Origin of the sequence: Cellulomonas sp. S1-8 (assembly GCF_026184235.1) — a bacterium.
Classification (GTDB): domain Bacteria; phylum Actinomycetota; class Actinomycetes; order Actinomycetales; family Cellulomonadaceae; genus Cellulomonas.
In genome coordinates this window covers 4,270,776-4,291,807 of the sequence record NZ_CP110806.1, presented here as the reverse complement: position 1 = coordinate 4,291,807, position 21,032 = coordinate 4,270,776, and the positions used below count along the sequence as shown (strand labels likewise).

Sequence of the window (21,032 nt, the reverse complement as noted above, 5' to 3'; positions counted from 1 at the left end):
AGGGGGCGATCCCGCCTCGGTGGGTGGGGTGGTGGTCCTGGATTGCTCTGTCACCACCTGGTGGGGGGGCGATCCCGCCTCGGTGGGGGTGGGGTCGAGCGGGGGGCGGGGGACGAGGACGCGCCAGCCGGTCAGCGGGCCCGTCGCGGGAGCGTGGTCGGTCACCGGGTCGTCCCCAGGGGGGCGAGGTCGGCGGCGCCCGCGTCGAGGAGGTCCTCGGCGAGATGGCGGCCGAGGGCGTCCGCCGCGGCGTCGTCGGCGGCAGGGCCGCGGATCCCGCGGCGCAGGACGCGCGACCCGTCGACGGCCGCGACGACGGCGTCGAGCTCGAGCGCGCCGTCGGCCCCCACCAGGCGACCCCAGGCGCCGATGGGGGCTGCGCAGCCGGCCTCGAGGCGTGCGAGGACGGCGCGCTCGGCGACGACGGCGCGCCGCGTGGGCGGGTCGTCGAGCGCGCGCAGGGCCGCCGCGAGGGGCGTGTCGGCGTGGGCGTCGGCGGTGCGGACCTCGACGGCCAGCGCGCCCTGCCCGGGGGCCGGGGCGAGGACGTCGGGTGCGAAGAGCTCGGTGACCGCGTCGAGCCGCCCGAGCCGCGCGAGGCCGGCCGCGGCGAGCACGACCGCGTCGAGATCGCCCCGGGGCGCGTCGGCGGCGGCGCCGGGGTGCGGGGCGGCGGTCCCGACGTGCGGGCCGTCGGCGACGGTCGTCGGGTCGAGCCCGCGGACGCGGCCCAGGCGGGTACCGACGTTGCCGCGGATGTCGACGACCTCGACGTCGGGACGCAGCGCGCGCAGCTGTGCGGCACGGCGCGGCGAGCCGGTGCCGATGCGGGCGCCGGCGGGCAGGAGCGCGAGCGTGAGCCCGTCGCGGGCGCACAGGGCGTCGCGCGCATCGGCGCGGGCCGGCACGGCGGCGACGACGAGCCCGGCGGCGGGGCCGGTGGGCAGGTCCTTCAGCGAGTGGACGGCGACGTCGCAGCGGCCGGTCAGCAGGGCGTCGCGCAGCGCGGTGACGAACACGCCGGTGCCGCCGAGCGTCGTGAGGGACGCGCGGACGAGGTCCCCCTGGGTGCGGACGCGCACGGTCTCGACGGTGAGGTCACCGAGGGACGCGAGCGCGTCGGCGACGTGGCCGGTCTGGGTGAGGGCCAGGGCGCTCGCGCGCGTGCCGATGCGCACCTGTTGAGGCATGCGTCCAGTGTCGTCGTCGGGCGCGCGGATGTCGAAACAGGGACCGGGAAACCCGTCGCCCGCGTCGATCTGACAATTCGTCAGAATGTGCGCGGAGGGAGGTGGGAAATGTGAGGCACACCATTCGCCCCGACGAATTCTGACACCTCGTCATCTCCGCGTCGAGACCTTCCGCGACACGGGCCTCGGACCGTTCACGAGCGCCCGCGCGCCACCCCCGCCCGGTCTCGCGGCCCGGCTACCGGTCGCCCGGGGAGACGTCCGGGATCAGGGTGCGGGCTGCGGCCCGGGCGTCCGGGACGACGGACGCCAGGCCGTTGCCGGCCGCCCACGCCCCGCACACCGCGACGCCGGGCATCGCGTCGACCGCGGTGCGGACGGTCGCCACCGCCGCCCGGTGCGCCGTGCTCGGACGCGGCAGGGACTGCGTCCACACCACCACCGCGGACCCCCGCAGCGCGGTGCGGGCCAGCGGCACGCCCAGCAGCGTCGCGGCGTCCCGCAGCGCCAGGTCCACCAGCGCGTCCCCGGTCGGCAGGACGTCCCGCCCTCCGTCCCCCGCGTCGCCCGCACCGCCCGCCCGCCCGTACGACAGCCGCACGACGTGCCGACCCGGTCCCGCCGCCTGCGCCAGCCAGCCCCACTTCGCGGTCGCGTGCGTGAGGGCCTTGGCGCGGACGTCGTCGGCGCCGGTACCGACGAGCACGCCCGTGCCGCGCGGTGCGACGTCGAGCGCGGGCGCCTCCAGCACCAGGGTGACGAGCGTGACGGGCGCCCCGGCGTCCAGCCGGACGTCCCGGAGCACCGCCCCGTCGAGCCCGTCGAGCAGCGCGGGCGCACCCGGTGTCGCGACGACCAGCCGCTGCGCGCGCAGGTCCCGCGACGGACGCGGCGGGCTGTGCAGGTCCCGCGTGCCGACGACGAACCGGCCGTCGGCGGCCCGCGTCACCGACTCGGCGCGCGTCCCCGTCAGCACGACGCCGCCGTGGGCGGTGACGTCGGCGACGAGCGCGTCGACGAGCCGGTGCACGCCCCCCGCGACCCCCTCGACGGCGGTGCCGGCCGGCGCCGAAGCCCGCAGCCCCCGCACGGCGCGGGCGAGCGACCCGCGCGCCGCGGCCCGCGCGTCGCGCAACCCGGGTGCGGCGGCGTCGATCGCGAGGTCGTCCGGGTCGGCCGCGTGCACGCCCCCGACGACCGGGCCGACGAGCCGCGCGACGACCGCGTCACCCATGCGCGCGCGGACCAGCGCGCCCAGGGTCGTCGCCCCCGCGCCGACGCGCGCCGGCAGGACGAGGTCGAGCGCGGCCCGCGCCGCGGCGCGCGTGCCGAGCGTGCGCCGCACGTCCGGGGCCAGCGGGTACGCCGGCACACCCAGCAGCCCGGTGCGGGGCAGCGGACCGTCTCCGCTGGTCAGGTGCACCCACGCGCCTCGCGGCTCGGGTGCGACGACGTCGTCGCCCAGGCCCAGCTCGGTCAGCAGCGCCGCCACCGAGCCGGTCCGCGTGGCGTAGGACTCGGCGCCCGCGTCGAGCCGCAGACCGCTCACGTCGTGCCCGCGCACCGCCCCGCCGGGGGCCTCGCGCTCCTCGAGGACGACCGTCCGCAGCCCGGCCCGGACCAGCTCGCGCGCCGCGACGAGCCCCGCGACGCCCGCGCCGACGACGACGGCCTCCCAGCCGCCGGGGCCGCCGGGGCTGCCGGGGCCGACGGCCGTCGCGGGCTCGCTCACAACGTGTGGACGAGCTGCACGAGCCGTGTCAGGACGGCCGGGTCCGTCTCCGGCGGCACGCCGTGGCCGAGGTTCACGACGTGCCCGGGTGCCGCCTCGCCGCGTCGCACGACGTCGCGCACGTGCGCCTCGAGCACGTCCCACGGGGCGGCCAGCAGCGCCGGGTCGACGTTGCCCTGCAGGGGCGTCGCCCCGCCGAGCCGCGCCGACGCGACGTCCAGCGGCAGCCGGTAGTCGACTCCCATCACGTCGGCGCCCGCGTCGCGCATCGCGACCAGCAGCTCGCCCGTCGCGACACCGAAGTGCACGGTCCGCACCCCCATGGCGCGCACGTGGGCCAGGACCCGCGCCGACGCGGGCGCGCAGTGCGCCGCGTAGTCGGCCAGCGACAGCGCGCCCGCCCACGAGTCGAACAGCTGCCCGGCGCTCGCACCGGCCGTGACCTGCGCGGCGAGGAACGCGCCCGTGATGTCGGCGGTCCAGTCCATGAGCGCGGCCCACGCCTCGGGGTCGGCGTGCATGAGGCGACGCGCGGCCAGGTGGTCGCGCGACGGCCCGCCCTCGACGAGGTACGCGGCGAGCGTGAACGGCGCCCCGGCGAACCCGACGAGCGGCGTGCCCCCGAGCTGCGCGACCGTCCGCTCGACGCCCGCGGCGACCGGCGCGAGACGCGCGGCGTCCAGCGGACCCAGGTCCCGCAGGCGGTTGACGTCGTCGAGCGTCCGCACCGGGGAGGCGATGACGGGACCCGTGCCGGGCACGATCTCGACGTCGACACCGACGAGCTTGAGCGGCACCACGATGTCCGAGAAGAAGACCGCGGCGTCGACGTCGTGGCGGCGCACGGGCTGCAGCGTGATCTCGGACGCCAGGTCCGGGTCCAGGCACGAGTCGAGCATCGCGGTGCCCGCGCGCAGCGCACGGTACTCCGGCAGCGACCGCCCGGCCTGGCGCATGAACCACACGGGCAGGCGGTCCGGACGCGTCCCGGAATACGCCGCGACCAGCGCGGAATCGGTGGTGCGGCCGTCGATGAGCGGATGGTGTGGGGGAAGACTCACACGATGGATTGTGCCGGACAATTCCCGGGATGATTCAATCGGCACCGTGGTGCTCCTGTCTCTCGTCGCGAGCCACCACGACCTCGACCTCACGGTGCTGGAACGTCTGCAGGCGGACGTGCACGCCGTCGGTCGTGAGCTCGTCGCCGCGACCAACGCCGTGACCGGTGCCGTCGTCCTCGCGACGTGCAACCGGTTCGAGCTGTACCTGGACGTCGACGACACCGCCCACACCCCGCGCGCCCGTCGTGCCGTCGCGCAGACGGTCGCGTCGCGGTCCGGGTACAGCCCCGAGGACGTCGCGACGCACCTGCGCCCGCTGGTCGGCTCCGATGCCAGCGAGCACCTGTTCGCCGTCGCGTCCGGGCTCGAGTCGATGGTCGTGGGGGAGCGTGAGATCGCGGGCCAGGTGCGCCGCGCCCTGTCGACGGCCCGTCGCGACGGCACCACGACGTCCACGCTCGAGGCGCTGTTCCAGGCGGCGTCGCGGGCGTCGCGCGCCGTCGAGTCGTCGACGGGGCTCGGCTCGACGGGCCGCTCGGTCGTCGGCGTCGCGCTCGACCTCGCCGCGCGGACGCTGCCGCAGGCCGACGGCGACGTCGACTGGGCGGCCGTGCGGTGCGTGCTCGTCGGCACCGGCTCGTACGCGGGGGCGAGCCTCGCGGCGCTCAAGGCGCGCGGCGTGCACGACGTCCGGGTGTACTCGCCCAGCGGACGCGCCCGCGCGTTCGCCGCAGCGCGCGGCGTCACGTCGCTTCCCGCAGGGGCGGACCTGCTCGCCGAGGTCGCGCGCACGGACCTCGTCGTCGCGTGCTCCGGTGCGGCGGGTGCGGTGCTGGGCGCCGAGGCGCTCGCGGCCGTGCGCCGGGGCAGCGACCGGCCGCTGACGGTCGTCGACCTCGCGCTGCGGCACGACGTCGACCCCGACGTGCGCACGCTGCCCGGCGTGGCGCTGGTCTCCCTGCAGTCGGTCGCCGAGCACGCGCCCGCCGAGCACGCCGCCCTGTGCCACGCGCGCCAGGTCGTGCTGCTCGCCGCCGAGGAGTTCGAGGCGGACCGCCGGGTGCGGGAGTGGGACCCGGCCGTCGTCGCCGAGCGGACCCGCGTCCTGGGGGGTCTCGAGACCGCCCTCGACGCGCTGCCCGTCGTCGATCGCGACGAGACCCGCGCCCGGTCGCTGCGCCGTCGCACGCGCGCGCAGCTGCACGGGCCCACGGTCGCGGCCCGGGCCGCGGCCCGTGTCGGGGACGCCGCGGGCTACGCCCGTGCCCTCGGCGACCTGGCCGCCATCGAGGTGCCGGCGGTCGGGCCGAGCGCAGCCTGACGACGTCCGGCTCGGCAACCGGCTCGACGGGCGGGCGGCGCGGGCGCGACGTAGCGTCGACCGGGCACCAGCCCCGCACGCAGCAGGAGGAGCGCCATGCCCACGATCGAGCAGACCATCGACGTCGACGTCCCCGTCCGCACCGCGTACGACCAGTGGACGCAGTTCGAGGAGTTCCCGCACTTCATGGACGGGGTCTCGGCGGTCAAGCAGATCAACGACACGCTGACCCGCTGGACCACCGAGATCGCGGGGGTCGAGCGCGAGTTCGACGCCACGATCCTCGAGCAGCAGCCCGACGTCGTCGTCGCGTGGGCCAGCGTCGACGGCACGACCCACTCCGGTCGTGTCACGTTCGAACCGCTCGGCCCCGGGTCGACCCGCGTCACGACGCACATCGAGTGGACCCCCGAGTCGATCATCGAGAAGGTCGGCGCCGCCGTCGGTGCCGACGACCGGCAGGTCAAGAAGGACCTGCACCGGTTCAAGGAGTTCATCGAGGAGCGCCGCACCGAGACCGGCGCGTGGCGCGGCAGCGTCCACGGCGGCCACCCCACGGACTGACGTCCCTGCGTCGTCCCGACGTCATGACGGCGGGACGGACGTGACGGTCTGACGCACCGACGGCCCGGTCCCACGCGGGACCGGGCCGTCGCGCTGCCCGCGTGCTGGATTGCTCTCTCGCGCCCATCCCCCTGCCGCGAGAGAGCAATCCAGTTCTGGCCCGCGTGCTGGATTGCTCTCTCGCGCCCTTGGGGGTGGGGGTGGCGGGGGGTCAGCGCTGGTCGTGGTGGAGGTTGTGGGTGAGGGCCGTGGGGTCGGTGGTGGGGCGGTCGCAGACGAACCCCCGGCAGACGTACGCGGCAGGGCGCCCGTCGACGAGCGGCCGGTCGTGGAGCAGGGCCGGTGCGTCGGGCCCCAGGTGGTCGGGGTCACCGACCGCGACGACCAGACCCGGTGCCGCCGACGCGAGCGCGGACCGGTGCAGCGCCTGCGTGGCCGGGTCGTCGGGCCGCCCGACGACGGCGACCTCACGCGGCCCGTCGAGCAGGGCCTCGGCCGTGGCCAGCGCCGTGCCCGCCGCCCGGGGGTAGCGCGCCGCGAGGCGCAACGGGTCCCGCAGCGCCGCGACCGCCGCCTCCCGCAGCGCGAGCGACCCCGTCGCCGCACCGAGGGAGACCAGCACCGCCGCGGCGGCGGGCGGCCCGGCGGGCGTGGGCCCGTCGGCCGGGTCCTGCGGGCGGCGCAGGGCACCCAGCACCGGGTCGGTCTCGTCGTCGGCGGTGTCGAACAGGCCGCCGTCGCCGTCGCCGAAGTGCGCGAGCACGGTCGTCAGCAGCCGCTGCGCCCGCGCGGACCACTCGTGCTCACCCGTGACCGCGGCGAGCGCGAGGTACCCCTCGGCGACGTCGGCGTAGTCCTCGAGCACGCCCGCGGCGGTCCCGACGACCCCGTCGCGCGACGTCCGCACCAGGCGGTCGCCCCCGTCGGCGTCGGTGCGTGTGTGCAGGTCGGCGAGCAGGCGGGCGCACCGGCGGGCAGCGTCGACCCACTCCGGGCGGTCGAGCAGGGCGCCCGCCTCGGCCAGGGCGGCGACGGCCAGCCCGTTCCACGCCGAGACGACCTTGTCGTCCCGGGCCGGGCGGGGGCGGGTCTCGCGGGCGTCGCGCAGCCGGTCCCGGACGGTCGCGCGCCGTGCGGCGGCTGGGTCGTCCTGCAGCTGCAGCACGGACGCACCGTGCTCGAACGTGCCCTCGGCGGTGACGCCGAACGCGTGCGCGGCCCACGCGCCGTCGTCGTCGCCCAGGACGTCGCGCAGCTGCGCGGGCGTCCACGCGTAGAACGCGCCCTCGCGGCCCTCGCTGTCGGCGTCCAGCGCCGAGGCGAACCCGCCCTCGCCGGTGCGCAGGTCCGCGAGCAGCCAGGCGGCGGTCTCCTCGACGACGCGGCGGTCCAGCGGGTCGCCGGTCAGCCGCCACGCGTGCAGGTACACCCGCAGCAGCAGCGCGTTGTCGTAGAGCATCTTCTCGAAGTGCGGGACGGTCCACGTCGCGTCGACGGAGTACCGCGCGAAGCCCCCGGCGAGCTGGTCGTACATGCCGCCGCGGGCCATGGCGTCGAGCGTGCGGCGCACCATCGCCAGCGCGTCGGCGTCCCCCGTGCGTGCGTGGTGGCGCAGCAGCCACTCCAGCACCATCGACGGCGGGAACTTGGGTGCACCCCCGAACCCGCCGTCCCGCTCGTCGAACGTCGCGGCGATCCCTCCCAGGGCGCGCGCGACGACGCGCTCGTCGACGAGGTCGCCCCCCGACGGCCCGTCGGCGCCCGCCGCGGGACGCTGCCCCAGCGCGTCGGCGATCGTGTCCGCGCTGGTGAGCACCTCGTCGCGGCTGCCCGTCCACGCCGCGGCGAGCGCGGCGAGCACCTCGGGGAACGACGGCATCTGGTGGACGCGCCGCGGCGGGAAGTAGGTGCCGCAGAAGAACGGGCGGCCGTCGGGCGTCGCGAACACGGTCATCGGCCAGCCGCCGCTGCCGGTCATCGCCTGCGTGGCCGCCATGTACACGGCGTCGACGTCGGGCCGCTCCTCGCGGTCGACCTTCACGCACACGAAGTGCTCGTTCATGAACGCGGCCGTGGCCGGGTCCTCGAACGACTCGTGCGCCATGACGTGGCACCAGTGGCACGCGGCGTACCCGACGGAGATCAGGACGGGTACGTCGCGGCGGCGGGCCTCGGCGAAGGCCTCGTCGCCCCACTCCCACCAGTCGACGGGGTTGTCGGCGTGCTGCAGCAGGTAGGGGCTGGTCGCGCTCGCGAGGCGGTTCGGCACGCGTCCAGCCTGGATCAGGAGCCGGGCGACGGCGAGCGGGCGCGCGCCCTGCGTGGATCTCAGCGGCGCGTGGAGACCGTCACCGTGAACTTCGGGTCCCGCCCGGCCTGACGCGTCGGCCCGACGACCTGCTCGAGCGTCGGCCGGTAGTGCAGGTGCGAGTTCCACACCGCCCACAGCTCCCCGCCCGGGCGCAGCACGCGCGCGGCGTCCGCGAAGAGGGCGCGCGCCGCAGCGGGCGCCACCGCGGCGCCGACGTGGAACGGCGGGTTGAGCAGGACGAGGTCGACGCTCGCGTCGGGAAGGTCGCCGGCGCCGTCCGCGCGCGTCACGCGCACGCGGTCGCCGACGTCGTTCGCCTCGACCGTGGCCGCCGCGGACGCGACCGCCGCCGCGGACTCGTCGGTCGCCGTGACGGCCAGGCCGGGCCGCAGGCGTGCGAGCGCGACGGCCAGGACGCCCGTGCCGCACCCGAGGTCCAGGGCCGTGCCGGTGCGGTGCGGGGCGTCGTCGAGGTGCGCGAGCAGGGCGCGGGTGCCGATGTCGACGCCCGTGCCGGCGAACGCCCCGCCGTGCGCGCACACCACGAGCCCGAGGTCCGGGTGCTCCGCGCGCTCGGGCCACCGGCGTGCGGGCCGTTCGGTCGCGGGGCGCGGGGTGCGGGCGACGAGCACCCGCGACTTCTGCCGCGCGAGCCGCGCCTCGACCACCGCGAGGTGCCGTCCGAGCACGTCGTTCATCGCGGTGGTCATGTGCTTGACCCGGCCCCCGGCCACGACGACGACCGCCGGGTCGGCGTGCTCCGCGATCAACCCGGCGACCTCGTCGAGCTCGTCGAGCGCGCGCGGCAGCTGCAGCAGCACGAGCCGCGCGCCCGCGACGAGCTCGGGGGTCAGCGCGTGCGAGGTGAACCCCCCGAGCCCGAGCCGCTCGGCGTTCGCGTGCAGCGCCCGCTCGCCCGTGAGCCGGTCCTGGTGCGTGCGGATCCCGGTCACCCCGTGCCGGGCCACCGCGCCGAGCGTCAGGGCGCCGTACCGGTCCCCGACCACGACGACGGTCCCGTCCGTGGCGTCGGCCAGCGCCGGGGCGGCCTCGTCGAGGACGAGCCGGTCGGTCGCGTCGACGGCGTAGAGGTTGGGCGCCTCGAGGTCGGGGTGGCGACGCAGATCGTCGAGGACGTCGCTCATCGCACGCTCCGGGGTCGGGTCACCGGTCCGAGGCTAGCAACGCGTCCCCTGCGAGCAGGAGGTGCTCGGTGTTCGCCACGGTCGCGAACTCCGCGTGCAGGTTGGTGGCGGTCACCCGGGTCAGCTCGTCGGCGGTGACGACGCTCCCGTCCGGGGCACGCCGGTCGAAGGTGTGGGTGGCGTCCAGCACGAGCACGACCTGGTGGCCCAGGTTCGCGCCGACCCGTGCGGTGGTCTCGCAGCAGTGGTTCGTGGTGATGCCGACCACCACGATGCCGGCCAGGTCCCGGTCGCGCAGCCACCGGTCCAGGTCCGGCTGCCCGTGGAAGCAGGAGTTGACGTGCTTGGTGACCAGCAGGTCGGCCTTGCCGGCGACGAGGTCCTTGAACGCGTTGCCCGGTTGCCCCGGCCGCAGCGGCGAGGCGGGCTGGGTCGAGTCGTGACGGACGAGCACGACGGGCCGCCCGCGCGCGCGCCACTCCTGCAGGAGTGCGGCGATGTTCTGCTCGCACCCGGGGTTGTTGCGGGGGCCCCAGTGGTCGGCGTCGTCGAACCCGCGCTGCACGTCCACCACGATCAGTGCGAGCCGGTCCAGGTCCGGCAGCTCCGGTGCGGGAATCTGCATGGCAGACAGTGTCCGGCACCCGGCCGCGCACGCACCCCGGCCGCCCGACGCCTTGCGACCCGCGCCTCGAAAGAAAAAGCGCACCGGGCCTGGTCGGGGGGGAGGACCAGGCCCGGTGCGGTCTGTGGGCCGGCCCTCGGGGGGCCGACCGGGACCGGGGCTCTCCGTGGAGTGCCGCTCGGGTTCGTGCCGGTATGTCTAGGGATGCTACGCGAACGCGGCGTCCCGTGGGTGAAAATTCACGGATCAGATTTACGAGTGTGCCCAGTGGCGCTGCTGCGCCGCAGGACCCGGGGCCCAGGTGTGGGGGACCACCTGGTTGGTCTCGATGTCGGTCAGCTCGGCCGCGTATACGATGGCCTCGTAGACGCCGGCCTCGACGCGCTCGAGGTGCAGCCGCTCCGCCCGCTCGATGTCGTCACCGAGGTGGGAGATGCGCGCGACGACGTACCGCTGGGCGTCCTGCCACTGGTCGACGACCCGCACCGACAGGCCGTTCCAGCGGGCCGTCAGGTCCAGCTCGAACAGCTCGCTGACGTCCTCACGGGCGACCCGGCGGTACCAGCGACCCGACGGCGACTGGTGGAAACCGGTCTCCGCCAGGGGCGGGTTCGCCAGCGCCAGCACGACCGTGTGACCACCGTCGACGACGTCCGCCTCCAGGTAGGCGCCGTGCCACTTCGCCACGGGGCCGACGCAGCGCGACAGCGACGCGAGCGCGGGGCGCGGGGCTCCGAGCTGCGTGACGGTCCACCCGGTGCCCACGTCGCCGTAGCGGGCGAGGAGCGTCGAGGTGCCGTCGTCGTGCACGCGGATGAGCTCGGCGCCCGGGGGGATGCGGGAGTGCCGCAGCCACCACAGCGGGACGATGTACCCGGGCACGTCGCGGTACTGCAGCTGGGGCGACGACTCGAAGCGCAGGATGTCGATGGACCGGTCGTACGGGCTGAACGGCGAGCCCGGGTAGCCGAGTCCGTGCACCTCGAAGAGCTGCGCGGGGGTGGTGGCGAACGCGACGTCCTCCGCGCGGACCACGTAACCGGCGATGCGGTCGTGACCCTGCGTGAGGTGCGCGTGCGCCTGCGACGGGGTGATCGCCTTCTGCATCAGAGTCACGTTGTGGCTTCCTTGCCGGATCGGACCGAAGGGGAGAATTCCGACGACAGCGTCGATTCTGGCGTGATCCAGGGCACATGTCCAGGTATCGAAACGTCTCGACGGGGACCGCTCCCACTCACGAGGCCGAGATTAGGCCGTTCGGGTGACGCATCCGGGGGACGTTTCGCCGCGGAACCGGACGAAACCGGTCAAATACTACGCCAAGTGGGCGACAAGCGCAGCGGCGAGACCGGTGTACGAGGCGGGCGACATGTTTCGGAGTCGCTCCGTGACGTCCTGGGGCAGCCCCAGCCCGTCGACGAACTCCCGCATGTCCTGCGCGGTGAGCCGGTGGCCGCGCGTCAGCTCCTTCAGGCGCTCGTACGGGTTGTCCATGCCGGCCACACCCGCGACGGACGCCGCGCGCATCGCCGACTGCACCGCCTCGCCCAGCACCTCCCAGTTGCCGTCGAGCTCGCGCGCAAGCATCGCCGTGTCCACCGACAGCGCCCGCAGGCCGCGGCGCACGTTGTCGATCGCGAGCAGCGAGTGCCCGAACGCGGGGCCGATGTTGCGCTGCGTCGTGGAGTCCGTCAGGTCGCGCTGCAGGCGGCTGGTGACGAGCGTCGAGGCGAGCGCGTCGAGCAGCGCGGACGAGATCTCGAGGTTCGCCTCGGCGTTCTCGAAGCGGATCGGGTTGACCTTGTGCGGCATCGTCGACGAGCCCGTCGCACCCGCGACGGGGATCTGCGTGAACACGCCCCGGCTGATGTACGTCCACACGTCGGTGGCCAGGTTGTGCAGCACCCGGTTGAAGCGCGCGACGTCCGCGTAGAGCTCCGCCTGCCAGTCGTGGGACTCGATCTGCGTGGTCAGCGGGTTCCACGTCAGGCCCAGGTGCTCGACGAACGTCCGCGACACCGCCTGCCAGTCGGCGTCCGGGACCGCCGCCAGGTGCGCGCCGTACGTGCCCGTCGCGCCGTTGAGCTTGCCCAGGTACTCGTCGGAGGCGATGCGGCGCAGCTGGCGGCGCAGGCGGTGCGCGAGCACGGCGAGCTCCTTGCCGAGCGTCGTCGGCGTCGCCGGCTGGCCGTGCGTGAGCGCGAGCATGGGGACGGCCGCGTGCTCGGCGGCCAGCGCGGCGACCTCGTCGGTCAGCGCGACCGCCGCCGGCGTCCACACGTCATGCACGGCCCCGCGCACCATCAGGGCGTAGGAGAGGTTGTTGACGTCCTCGCTCGTGAGCGCGAAGTGCACGAGCTCGTTGACCCGGGGAAGGACTGTGTCGGCGCGCAGCGCGTCGGGGGAGGCGGCGATGCGGCGCTTGAGGAAGTACTCGACGGCCTTCACGTCGTGCACCGTCGTCCGCTCGATCTCCGCGAGCTCCGCGACCTCGTCCGCACCGAACGTCGCGACGACGTCCCGCAGGTACTGCTGCTCGTCGGGCGCGAGCGCGGGTGCGCCGGGCACCACCCCGTGCGACGTCAGGTGGATGACCCACTCGACCTCGACCTCGACGCGCGCCCGGTTGAGCGCCGCCTCCGACAGGTGGTCGACCAGCGGCGCGACCGTCGGGCGGTAGCGGCCGTCGAGCGGTCCGAGCGCGATCGTCGGGGAGACGTCGGCGAGGCGGACGCGGGGCGAGGAGGCGTCGAGCGGCATGGGGTCAGTCTCCCAGAGGGTCGTCGGGCGCCGCGTCGAGCGTCCGCCGCAGCGGAACGGCGCGCGAGACCGGGATCAGCTGCGACGGTTGATGGTGACGAACGCCGCGGCGCCGACGACGACCTGGGCCACCAGCAGGAGTGCGAGCACCATCTCGACGGCTGATCCGAGGGCGATGGCGATCGCTGCCGCCCCGGTGAGCGGGAGCGCGAGGAGGCCGAGCACGGCCAGGGCCCGCGTGAGGACGGAGTCGTCGCGCTCGTCGCCGCTCTGGGTCCAGGCGCGCTCGAAGGTCGTGGCGCTCGCGGGCCGCCGGGTCGTGCGCCAGGCCATGACCAGCACGCCGACGAACCCGACGGCGGCGCCCTGGAGGAACCCGCGGCCCATGTTCCCGGGGCCGTGCTCCTGGAGCAGGAGCCCGACGGCGACGACCAGGGCCAGGCCCGCCATGACGACGACGACGGCGACCGTGCGGCGGGAGGTGAGGGAGCGGTCAGTCGACATGGAAGATCTCCTCCACGGAGCGCTGGAAGTGGCGGGCGATGGCGATGGCGAGCGGCAGCGACGGGTCGTAGCGGCCTGTCTCGATCGAGTTGACGGTCTGGCGGGAGACCTCGAGCGCCTCGGCCAGCTCGCGCTGGGAGAACCCGGCGGCGAGCCGGAGATCGCGCACGTCGTTCCTCATGGACAGCCTCTCGGGGTGTCAAGCGACCTTGTCGTGACAAGGGTGCTTGACATGCGGGCGGGTGTCAAGTGACCTTGTCCACAGAGGGCGCTCCGCCCACCGTGGACGGTGTGGCGACGTCGGTGAGATACGACGCGGCGCGGGTGCCCGTGGCGAGGACATACACCGATCAGTCGACCGGTGAGGTGGTCTGGCAGGACTCGGTGGTCGAGAACCACCGAGGGCAGTGGGTCAAGCACACGTCGTGGACCGGGCAGCGGACCTACGGCTACGACCGGTACGCGCGGCTGGTGTCGGTGGACGAGGCGGCGTTCGCGGGGGCGGGGTGCACGTCGCGGCGGTACGGGTACGACGTGAACTCCAACCGCACGTCGTTCTCGACGGCGGCCGGGGAATGGGGTGAGGCGTGCCCCGGGGCGACCGGAGCGGCGGTGACCACGTCGACGTACGACTCCGCAAACCGGTTGGTCTCGACGTCGGGTGGCCACGGGGATGCGTGGGCGTACGACGCGTTCGGTCGGACAACCGCGATGCCGACGACTGACGGGTCGGGGGTGGCGACCACGGGGTACTTCGTGAACGATCTGGTGGCCTCCCAGGAGGTTCCGGGGGTGGAGAAGGCGACGTGGTCGTTGGACCCGTTGCAGCGCTTCTCGACGCAGGAGTCGTTCGCATGGGTGGACGGGGCGTGGGCGGGTTCGACGGAGCAGGTCATCCACTACGACGGTGATGGCGACGAGCCTGGCTGGATCGTGGAGGACGCGACCCTGCCAGGTGAGGTGACCCGGTGGGTGGAGGGTGCTGATGGTCAGGTTGCGGTGCAGACCAGCGCGACCGGGGATCAGGTGCTGCAGCTGGTGGATCTGCACGGGGACGTGGTGGGGACCGTCCCGATCCACGACGGTGCGGAGAAGCCGTCGTGGCAGGAGCTGTCGTATGCGTCGTACGACGAGTTCGGTAGTCCGCGGCCGTTGAGTGGTGGGGCGTCGGCGAACGCTCCGCCGGCGCGGTACGGGTGGTTGGGGGCTGCGCAGCGCTCGGCGGACACCCCGACCGGTGTGGTGTTGATGGGGGTGCGGCTGTACCACCCGGGGGTCGGGCGGTTCTTGCAGGTCGACCCGGTCGCTGGTGGTTCGGCGAGAGCGTCACCAACCTCATGAGACGCGTCGACGGGCTCGCCATCTTCGCGCGGGGCCTGCGAGCGACCTCCTCGCAGATGTTCGAGGCGACCGTGCGTGCGGCCTCGGCCGCGTGGCAGGCGGGCCACCGGTCCGGTCCTCGCCCCGCCGGCGGCTGATCCGCGCGTCGGTTCACCCGGCCGCGGGGCGGCGGCGCCCGACGGCCCTGCGTACCGTCCGGACCATGCCCCGCGACCGAGCCGCCGACCGTCCGAACGTCCCCGGCTGGGCGCTCGCGTCCGCGGTGGCCGCACCCATCGGCATGATCGGCGGCTGGACCGTCGCCGCCGCGCTCCAGGACGCGTTCGACCCGGTGCGCGAGACGATCAGCGCGCTCGCGGCGTCCGACGCGACCGCGCCGTGGGTCATGACCGCGGGACTCGCGCTCACGGGAGTCGCGCACCTCGTCACGGCCGCCGGGCTCCGGCCGCTGCCGCGGGTCGCCCGGGCGGTCCACGCGCTCGGCGGGGTCGCGACGCTCGCCGTCGCGGCGCTGCCGGTCGACGTGTCCCCCCACCCGCACGGGGTCGCCGCCGGGATCGGGTTCGTCGCGCTCGCGCTGTGGCCGGCCGCGGCGTGGCGGCCGGCCGGCCGCGGCGTCCGGAGCCGGCGGGTCGCACTCACCGCGGCCGCCGTGCTCTCCGGGCTGCTCGTGCTGTTCGCCGCGGAGCTCCAGGGCGTGACACCCGATGGTGGAGCGGGGACCGGCCTGACCGAGCGGCTCGTGGCCGGGGCGCAGGCGCTGTGGCCGCTCGTCGTCGTGGTCGCGCTGCGCCGCGAGCAGGGCCGCACGCGCCGGCCCTGACCCTCGCTCCGCGGGTCCGGGCGGGTCGCGTGGGTCAGGCGTCGAGCACGACGAGGCGTGCGCGTGCCGTCGAGCTGATGCCACCCGGGGGTCGGGCGGTTCTTGCAGGTCGACCCGGTGGCCGGTAGTAGTGCGAACGCCTACGACTACTGCAACGCCGATCCGGTGAACTGCACGGACCTGCGCGGCAAGGTGCAAGGTGCTGGGTGCGGTGGCGGCGGCTTAGACGCCCTCTTGTCGAGGAGGTCCGCCCCACCCCGGTACGTTGCCCATCCGTCGGGTTCCACGGCTCGGTGATCGCCGAGAGGATGCGGTGCTCGGCCGGCAGAGGTCAGCGGAAGTCGCCGACCTGACGCTCGATCGGCACGGTGCGGTCGGTGACGACGTCGCCGGTATGGGTGGTGGTGACGGTCTCGATGAGCACGATCTCCACCTCCTCCTCCGCGATCGGGTTGTGCTGCACGCCGCGGGGCACGACGTAGAGCTGTCCCGGCGTGAGCACGACCTCCTGGTCGTCGGGGAGCTGGATGCGCAGCGTGCCCGAGACGACGAGGAACATCTCGTCCTCGTCGTCGTGGGTGTGCCAGACGAACTCGCCGAGCAGCCGGGCGACCTTCACGTACTGGTCGTTCACCTGCCCGACGACCCGCGGACTCCAGTGCGTCCGGACCTGGCGGAGCTCGGCGGCGATGTCGATCCCGTGGAGAACGGTCATCGCACCATCGTCGACCGGTGGACGCGCGCTGCGGCAGGGCGACGTCCCCAGCGATGCCGGCTCGGCTTTGGAGGGTCCGGACAGCAGCCGGTCGCGGGGTGGACGGTCTGTCCCGCAATCCGCTGTCGCGCCTCGCTCGCCTGCGCGAGCTCCACCTCGACCAGGTCGTCGACCCGTCCCTCGCACGTCTCGGGAGGACCGTGAATCAACGCGACCCGAGCGTGGAGGGCCCGGGATGATCTCGCCATGGTGAGCGTGGGCAACGGCGGTCGAGCCGGTGTGGGAGCGACGGCGATGACGCTGGTGAGGGCAGCAAGCGGAGGAGTCCCGGGTGGTGGTGTTCGTGGGTGAGCTGCGGGCAGAGGTGAGGGTTCTCCACATCCTGCTCGCCGGGACGATCGGTTCGCACCGCGTGCCGGGCTGGTCGCCGGGGGCTGGGCGCGAGCTCGCGTCGGATCACGTGTGGGACTTCCTGGTGGCGTCCTGGGGTGTCGAGCACGAGGTTCAGACCGACAGCAAGTCTGCCGGCACCTCCCGAGCCCAGATTCGTCGCGGGTCGGCTCAGCGGATCTGGCGGACACTCCCCGAGCTGCCCCACGCGGTGTCCGCGGTGAGGGCGGCCGCGTCGAGACGCGTGGCGAGCGCCAGGCAGAACCGGTCGGCGAGCGACATCCCCGACCCGCGGCGCCACAGCGCGGCGGCGGCATCGGCGTCCTGCACGGTCGCGTCGGCCGTGGTGAGGCCGTAGCTGGCCAGCAGGGCGGCGGCCACCGACCAGTCGCCACCCCCGGCGCGCACCTTCTGGGCGACCTCCGACCAGTTCACGGTCGAGCAGAACGCTGCGTCCTCGAGCGCCGCCTCGACCACGTCCGCCCCCGGCTCAGCGGCGAGGAACGCCAGGATCGCGGAGGCGTCGAGGACGACCGTCACGCGGCGTCCTCGACGGCGGCGGCGCGGCGTCGGTCCTCCAGCAGCGACCCGACGACGTCGGAGCCCGCGAGCTGTCGGCTCAGCAGATCGCGGGCCTGGGCGCGCGTCATGAGGATCAGCCCTCCCGGCGTCTCGACCAGCAGCAGGGGCGTGCCCTCGTCGAGCCCGGCGCGGGCGCGGACCTCTGCCGGGACGACCAGGCGGCCTCGGTCTCCCATCGTCACGGTGTATGTCCCACTCATGAGACAAACGTACCACCGGGTGTGGTCCAGTGGGATTCCCGACCCTGCGGGGCCGCGCCTCCGACGGGCAGCCGGACCGATGTATCAGACGCCTGACCTGAGCCTCCTCCCGGTGAGGGCCGGGGCGTCGCCCGGTCCCCGCTCGACCGACGTCGTTCGAGGGAGGGTCATCATGCGCAACCGTTCGCTGCGCGTCGTGCTCGCGCTGCTCCTGGTGGCGGTGACGGGGCTCGCGTTCGCGCCCGCCGCCGCCGCGCACCCGTACTGCGGCCTCACGTGGGGGTCGCTCGACAAGGCCGCCGGTGACATGTCCGACGGCACCCTGACCAACGTCCGCGCAGGCCGGCACGCCTGCTACGACCGTCTCGTCCTCGACGTCGACGCCCCGCTGACGGGCTGGTCCGTGCGGTACGTCGACCAGGTCCTGCAGGACGGCTCCGGGTTCGTCGTCCCCGTGCGCGGTGGCGCGCGCCTGCACGTCGTCGCGCGCGTCGGTGTCCTGCCGACGGACTCCTGGTTCCTGCCCGACGGCTCGCTCGTCAACACCTCCGCCTACACGACGTTCCGCGACGTCCAGTGGGCGGGCAGCTTCGAGGGCGTCTCGGCCGTCGGCCTCGGGGTGCGGGCGCGGCTGCCGTTCCGGGCGTTCGTGCTGGCCGGCCCGGGCGGCGGCTCGCGGCTCGTCGTCGACGTCGCGCACCGCTGGTGCGAGCCGGGGCACACCTGCTGACGCCCGACGGCCCGTCGTGGGCTACGAGCGCTTCACGTAGCCCACGACGTCGGCCGTGACGAACGGTGTCCCCAGGTCGCTGTCGGAGTACATCGCGACCTCCCCGGAGGAGTCGAGCGGCACGACGACGAGGTTCGGGACGTCGCGACCGGCGAGGTAGTTCAGCGTCGAGGTGTCGGGGAGCTGGTACCGCATCGCGCCCGGGAACACGCGCAGGTTGCCGACCGCGGGGGAGGACACGGCGGTGACGTTCATGATGACGGCAGCGGCGTCCGCGGGGACGCCGTGCTTCCCGGCGGCGGCGAACACGTGCGTCGTGCGCCAGTCCAGGCGGCCCTGCAGCGGACCGGTCGCCGACTCCGGCCGAGTGTCCAGCAGGCGCGCCGGGGAGAGCGGGACGACGTCGCTGCCCCGCGTCGTGTAGCCGACCACGTCGAGGATGACCTGGACGGGGCTGGTGGCGGTGCCCACCGGCGTGTCCGACCAGAAGGAGATCGTGCCGCCGTCGCCCAGGGGGACGAGTGTCGAGTTGGCCTTGTCGACGCCGGGTGCGTAGTTGACGACGGACGTGTCCGGCACCGGCGTGAAGCCCGGGAAGACCCGCAGGTTGCCCGGCGCGGTCGCCCCCGTGACCGTGACGTTCAGCAGGACGGAGGTCGCGGTCGCCGGGACGCCGGCCTGCCCGGAGACCTGCACGAGCCGGGTGGTCCGCGGCTCGGTCGGCCCGGCGAGGTTGCCGACGCCGCCCGGGCGGCGGGTGTCGAGCAGGCGGGTCGAGGGCCGCGAGACCAGGCCCATGTCCGCGTAGACGAACCCGGTCAGGTCGATGATCTTGCGCACCCGGTCGGCACCGGCCGTCGCGTAGCAGAGCCGCCGGTTGGCAGGGAGGTCGACGAGTGCCCAGTTGGCGACGTCGGCGCCCACCTCGAAGTTCACGGTCGAGCCTGCGGGGCGGGGCGTCGTGCCACCCCCCGCGGTGTCGGCGTACACCACGCCGTGGCCGAGAGCGGAGGGGCCGGCGGCCGTGACGTTGAGCATGACCCCGGTGACGTCCGCCGGGACGCGCAGCACGTCGTCGAGGTCCACGCACGCCGTGCCGGGCGCCGAGGAGTCGAGGACGCGGACCGGCTCGGCCAGGTCGGGGACGGGGACCGGCTGGGCGAGGTCGGGGACGGCCGTGACGTACAGGGTGACGTCCTGGTGGCTGTGGTCGAAGAGCGCGTCCCCGGAGTACTCGACGACGAGGTTCTGGGTGCCGGCCGGCAGGACGGGGGGCAGGACGAGGGTGCCGCGTCCACCGTCCGCTGCGCGCAGGGCCGTGCGCGCGACGACCTGGCCTCCCTCGAGGCGAGCGACCACCTCGCCCGTGGCGTGGCGGCCCTTGACCGGGGTCGTCACGGAGAACGCGACGCTGGTCGGGTCCTGCGTGTTGCCCGACGGGACCGCGAGGCTCCCCGGGGCGGACAGGGTCGTGCTCAGGGTGAGCGCCATGTCGACGCCCGTCACGGCCTGCCCGGGCCCGACGGTCACGCGCGTCCCGTCCGCGTCCTCGTACACGTCGGGCCAGACGCGGTAGCCGGTCCCGTTCGTCTCGAGCACGGGTCGGTAGCTGACTCCCATGAACAGCAGGACGTAGCTCCCGGCAGGCACCGTCAGCGTGTAGCTGCCGTCGGCGCCGACCGGTGCCGCGGCGACGATGTTGGGCCCCTTGGCGACGTCGATCGCCATGACGTCCCAGGACGACGGCGTGTAGCCCGTCGGAGCGGTCGCGAGCCCGGAGATCGTGCCGACCGTCGCATCTGCCGCGGCCACGTCGGCCGTGGGCGGGACCGCGCCGGACCGCTCGGTCGCCACGTCGGGCGCCTGCTCCTGGGCGGCGGCCGCGGGCCCGGCGACGAGCGTCGCCACCAGGCCCAGCACGGCGAACGGTGCCAGGACGCGGCGGGACCTGCGGGACGGGCCGCCCGCGCGGGCGTCGCGGTGCGACGAGGACATCGGGGCTCCAGCGGCTCGGGGGAGGGCAGATCCGGCGGCGAAACCCTAGTGGCAAACGCCCGGGGTGTCGTCACCCTGGTGGCCGTCACCCCGGGGAGGGAATCGGTGGGCCTCCCCGACGCGCTCACCGCCCCGTCGTCGAGAAGTGCTGGTAGTCGATCGGCCGCGTCCAGTGCCCGCCCCACTGCCAGCCGTGCGCGGCGAAGGCCGCGACGACGACGTCCCCGTCGTGGATGACGCCCGGCGCGTCGGGCCGGTCGACGAACGCCGCCCCGGCCGACGGCAGGACCGTCGAGCCGTGGACGTACGGGTTCTCGACGGGGTTGACGTCGATGGCGCGGCCGAAGGAGTGCTCCGACCAGCCCGTGCCACCCGTCACCGCGCGGCAGTTGAAGGCCGAGGTGTTGTCGGCGGCCATGGAGGCGTCGTCGTCGGCCCCGAAGTCGTCGACGAGGCGCATGGACGCGATCGGGTAGCCCGCGTCGAACAGGGTGCGGAACACCTCGACGACACCGTCGGCGACGTCGACGTGCACGACGAGCTCTCCCTGGACGACGCCACCCGTCATGTCGCGGTGGGGGAGCGCGACGTGGCGCAGGTCCTCCAGGGGCACCGGGCAGCCGGGGCGCCAGGACGCGTGCATGCGCGCGGCGAGCTCGGGGGTGAGGGCCGAGACGGTCGCCTGGTACGTGGGCACGGGCTCGGGTGCGGGCGGCGTGCCGGGCGACGGGTCGGCCGTGGCGCCGTCGGGGGTGCGCGTCACCTGGGGCGTCGTGGACGTGGACGCCGACGTCGGGGCCGGCGTCGCGCCCCCGACGGCCCCCGGCGTGGAGCACGCGGACGTCGCAGCGAGCACCAGGCCCGTCGCGGTCACCAGACGTCCCCCACGTCGCACCGTCCCAGTGTGCGAGCGCCAGCCGCCGGACGCCCGTCGCGCCACGTGCCGGGCGTGCGGGGCCGACCGGTGTAATGGTGAGAGCGCAATCCCTCACCAGTCGATATCAACTGGTAAAGTCTCACAAGCACGCACTATCGCGTCC

At 74.7% G+C, this 21,032-nt stretch carries 21 protein-coding genes and 1 pseudogene; 7 read left to right on the top strand and 15 right to left on the bottom strand.

The features are described 5' to 3' along the window. Nucleotides 1-161: 161 nt before the first annotated feature. The 3 genes from hemC to hemE form a co-directional block, all read right to left on the bottom strand. On the bottom strand, nt 162-1,190 hold the full coding sequence (hemC, locus tag OKX07_RS19295; protein ID WP_265629620.1) for a hydroxymethylbilane synthase: 1,029 nt from the start codon (nt 1,188-1,190) through the stop codon (nt 162-164). Between the two features lie 238 nt (nt 1,191-1,428). Next, on the bottom strand, nt 1,429-2,922 hold the full coding sequence (locus OKX07_RS19290) for a protoporphyrinogen/coproporphyrinogen oxidase (protein ID WP_265629619.1): 1,494 nt from the start codon (nt 2,920-2,922) through the stop codon (nt 1,429-1,431). Beyond that, nucleotides 2,919-3,983 (bottom strand): uroporphyrinogen decarboxylase, encoded by a 1,065-nt coding sequence (gene hemE, locus OKX07_RS19285; protein ID WP_265629618.1) that lies wholly within the window; start codon nt 3,981-3,983, stop codon nt 2,919-2,921. The genes OKX07_RS19290 and hemE overlap by 4 nt, the downstream gene beginning before the upstream one ends. 46 nt (nt 3,984-4,029) lie before the next feature. Between hemE and OKX07_RS19280 the strand changes: the two genes are divergently transcribed. Then, the gene (locus OKX07_RS19280; protein WP_265629617.1) at nt 4,030-5,307 is read left to right on the top strand and encodes a glutamyl-tRNA reductase; all 1,278 of its coding nucleotides are present in this window, start codon (nt 4,030-4,032) and stop codon (nt 5,305-5,307) included. Between the two features lie 96 nt (nt 5,308-5,403). After that, the gene (locus OKX07_RS19275; protein WP_265629616.1) at nt 5,404-5,871 is read left to right on the top strand and encodes an SRPBCC family protein; all 468 of its coding nucleotides are present in this window, start codon (nt 5,404-5,406) and stop codon (nt 5,869-5,871) included. Nucleotides 5,872-6,082: 211 nt separating this feature from the next. Here OKX07_RS19275 and OKX07_RS19270 read toward each other — a convergent pair whose 3' ends face one another. The 7 genes from OKX07_RS19270 to OKX07_RS19240 form a co-directional block, all read right to left on the bottom strand. Beyond that, the gene (locus OKX07_RS19270) at nt 6,083-8,140 is read right to left on the bottom strand and encodes a thioredoxin domain-containing protein (RefSeq protein ID WP_265629615.1); all 2,058 of its coding nucleotides are present in this window, start codon (nt 8,138-8,140) and stop codon (nt 6,083-6,085) included. Between the two features lie 59 nt (nt 8,141-8,199). Continuing rightward, the gene (locus OKX07_RS19265; RefSeq protein ID WP_265629614.1) at nt 8,200-9,327 is read right to left on the bottom strand and encodes a class I SAM-dependent methyltransferase; all 1,128 of its coding nucleotides are present in this window, start codon (nt 9,325-9,327) and stop codon (nt 8,200-8,202) included. A gap of 19 nt (nt 9,328-9,346) precedes the next feature. Beyond that, entirely contained in the window at nt 9,347-9,952 is a 606-nt protein-coding gene (locus OKX07_RS19260) for a cysteine hydrolase family protein (protein WP_265629613.1), read from the bottom strand. A gap of 252 nt (nt 9,953-10,204) precedes the next feature. After that, nucleotides 10,205-11,059, bottom strand: coding sequence for a hypothetical protein (locus OKX07_RS19255; RefSeq protein ID WP_265631965.1), 855 nt, complete (start codon nt 11,057-11,059; stop codon nt 10,205-10,207). A 207-nt stretch (nt 11,060-11,266) separates the two neighbouring features. After that, the gene (gene purB / locus OKX07_RS19250; protein ID WP_265629612.1) at nt 11,267-12,712 is read right to left on the bottom strand and encodes an adenylosuccinate lyase; all 1,446 of its coding nucleotides are present in this window, start codon (nt 12,710-12,712) and stop codon (nt 11,267-11,269) included. Between the two features lie 75 nt (nt 12,713-12,787). Next, nucleotides 12,788-13,216 carry a hypothetical protein gene (locus OKX07_RS19245; RefSeq protein WP_265629611.1) on the bottom strand — a complete coding sequence of 143 codons (429 nt, stop codon included), beginning with the start codon at nt 13,214-13,216 and terminating at the stop codon, nt 12,788-12,790. Further along, the gene (locus OKX07_RS19240) at nt 13,206-13,397 is read right to left on the bottom strand and encodes a helix-turn-helix transcriptional regulator (protein WP_265629610.1); all 192 of its coding nucleotides are present in this window, start codon (nt 13,395-13,397) and stop codon (nt 13,206-13,208) included. The genes OKX07_RS19245 and OKX07_RS19240 overlap by 11 nt, the downstream gene beginning before the upstream one ends. A 110-nt stretch (nt 13,398-13,507) precedes the next feature. On the opposite strand from OKX07_RS19240, the gene OKX07_RS19235 reads away from it, so the two are divergent. From OKX07_RS19235 to OKX07_RS20490, 4 genes and pseudogenes are all read left to right on the top strand, one after another. Then, a complete protein-coding gene (locus OKX07_RS19235; protein ID WP_265629609.1) occupies nt 13,508-14,557 on the top strand; it encodes a hypothetical protein in 1,050 nt (349 codons plus the stop codon). Next, nucleotides 14,554-14,694 (top strand): hypothetical protein, encoded by a 141-nt coding sequence (locus OKX07_RS19230; RefSeq protein WP_265629608.1) that lies wholly within the window; start codon nt 14,554-14,556, stop codon nt 14,692-14,694. Before OKX07_RS19235 ends, OKX07_RS19230 begins: the two co-directional genes overlap by 4 nt. A 65-nt stretch (nt 14,695-14,759) precedes the next feature. Then, entirely contained in the window at nt 14,760-15,380 is a 621-nt protein-coding gene (locus OKX07_RS19225) for a DUF998 domain-containing protein (RefSeq protein WP_265629607.1), read from the top strand. 96 nt (nt 15,381-15,476) lie between these two features. After that, nucleotides 15,477-15,677, top strand: a pseudogene (locus tag OKX07_RS20490) (hypothetical protein); the annotation flags it as partial. Between the two features lie 34 nt (nt 15,678-15,711). Here OKX07_RS20490 and OKX07_RS19220 read toward each other — a convergent pair. The 3 genes from OKX07_RS19220 to OKX07_RS19210 all read right to left on the bottom strand — a co-directional run bounded on the left by OKX07_RS19220 (nt 15,712) and on the right by OKX07_RS19210 (nt 17,243). Next, complete coding sequence (locus OKX07_RS19220) at nt 15,712-16,095, bottom strand: cupin domain-containing protein (RefSeq protein ID WP_265629606.1); 384 nt, start codon at nt 16,093-16,095, stop codon at nt 15,712-15,714. A 561-nt stretch (nt 16,096-16,656) separates the two neighbouring features. Next, complete coding sequence (locus OKX07_RS19215; RefSeq protein ID WP_265629605.1) at nt 16,657-17,025, bottom strand: PIN domain-containing protein; 369 nt, start codon at nt 17,023-17,025, stop codon at nt 16,657-16,659. Beyond that, nucleotides 17,022-17,243, bottom strand: coding sequence for an AbrB/MazE/SpoVT family DNA-binding domain-containing protein (locus tag OKX07_RS19210; RefSeq protein WP_265629604.1), 222 nt, complete (start codon nt 17,241-17,243; stop codon nt 17,022-17,024). Before OKX07_RS19210 ends, OKX07_RS19215 begins: the two co-directional genes overlap by 4 nt. Before the next feature lie 196 nt (nt 17,244-17,439). Here OKX07_RS19210 and OKX07_RS19205 point away from each other — a divergent pair, with 196 nt between their 5' ends. After that, nucleotides 17,440-17,997 (top strand): hypothetical protein, encoded by a 558-nt coding sequence (locus OKX07_RS19205; protein WP_265629603.1) that lies wholly within the window; start codon nt 17,440-17,442, stop codon nt 17,995-17,997. Between the two features lie 21 nt (nt 17,998-18,018). On the opposite strand, the gene OKX07_RS19200 is transcribed toward OKX07_RS19205, so the two are convergent. Then, nucleotides 18,019-19,992, bottom strand: coding sequence for a hypothetical protein (locus OKX07_RS19200; RefSeq protein WP_265629602.1), 1,974 nt, complete (start codon nt 19,990-19,992; stop codon nt 18,019-18,021). A gap of 124 nt (nt 19,993-20,116) precedes the next feature. Continuing rightward, nucleotides 20,117-20,866: a M15 family metallopeptidase gene (locus OKX07_RS19195; protein WP_265629601.1), complete on the bottom strand. Its 750-nt coding sequence runs from the start codon at nt 20,864-20,866 to the stop codon at nt 20,117-20,119. Nucleotides 20,867-21,032: the final 166 nt, after the last annotated feature.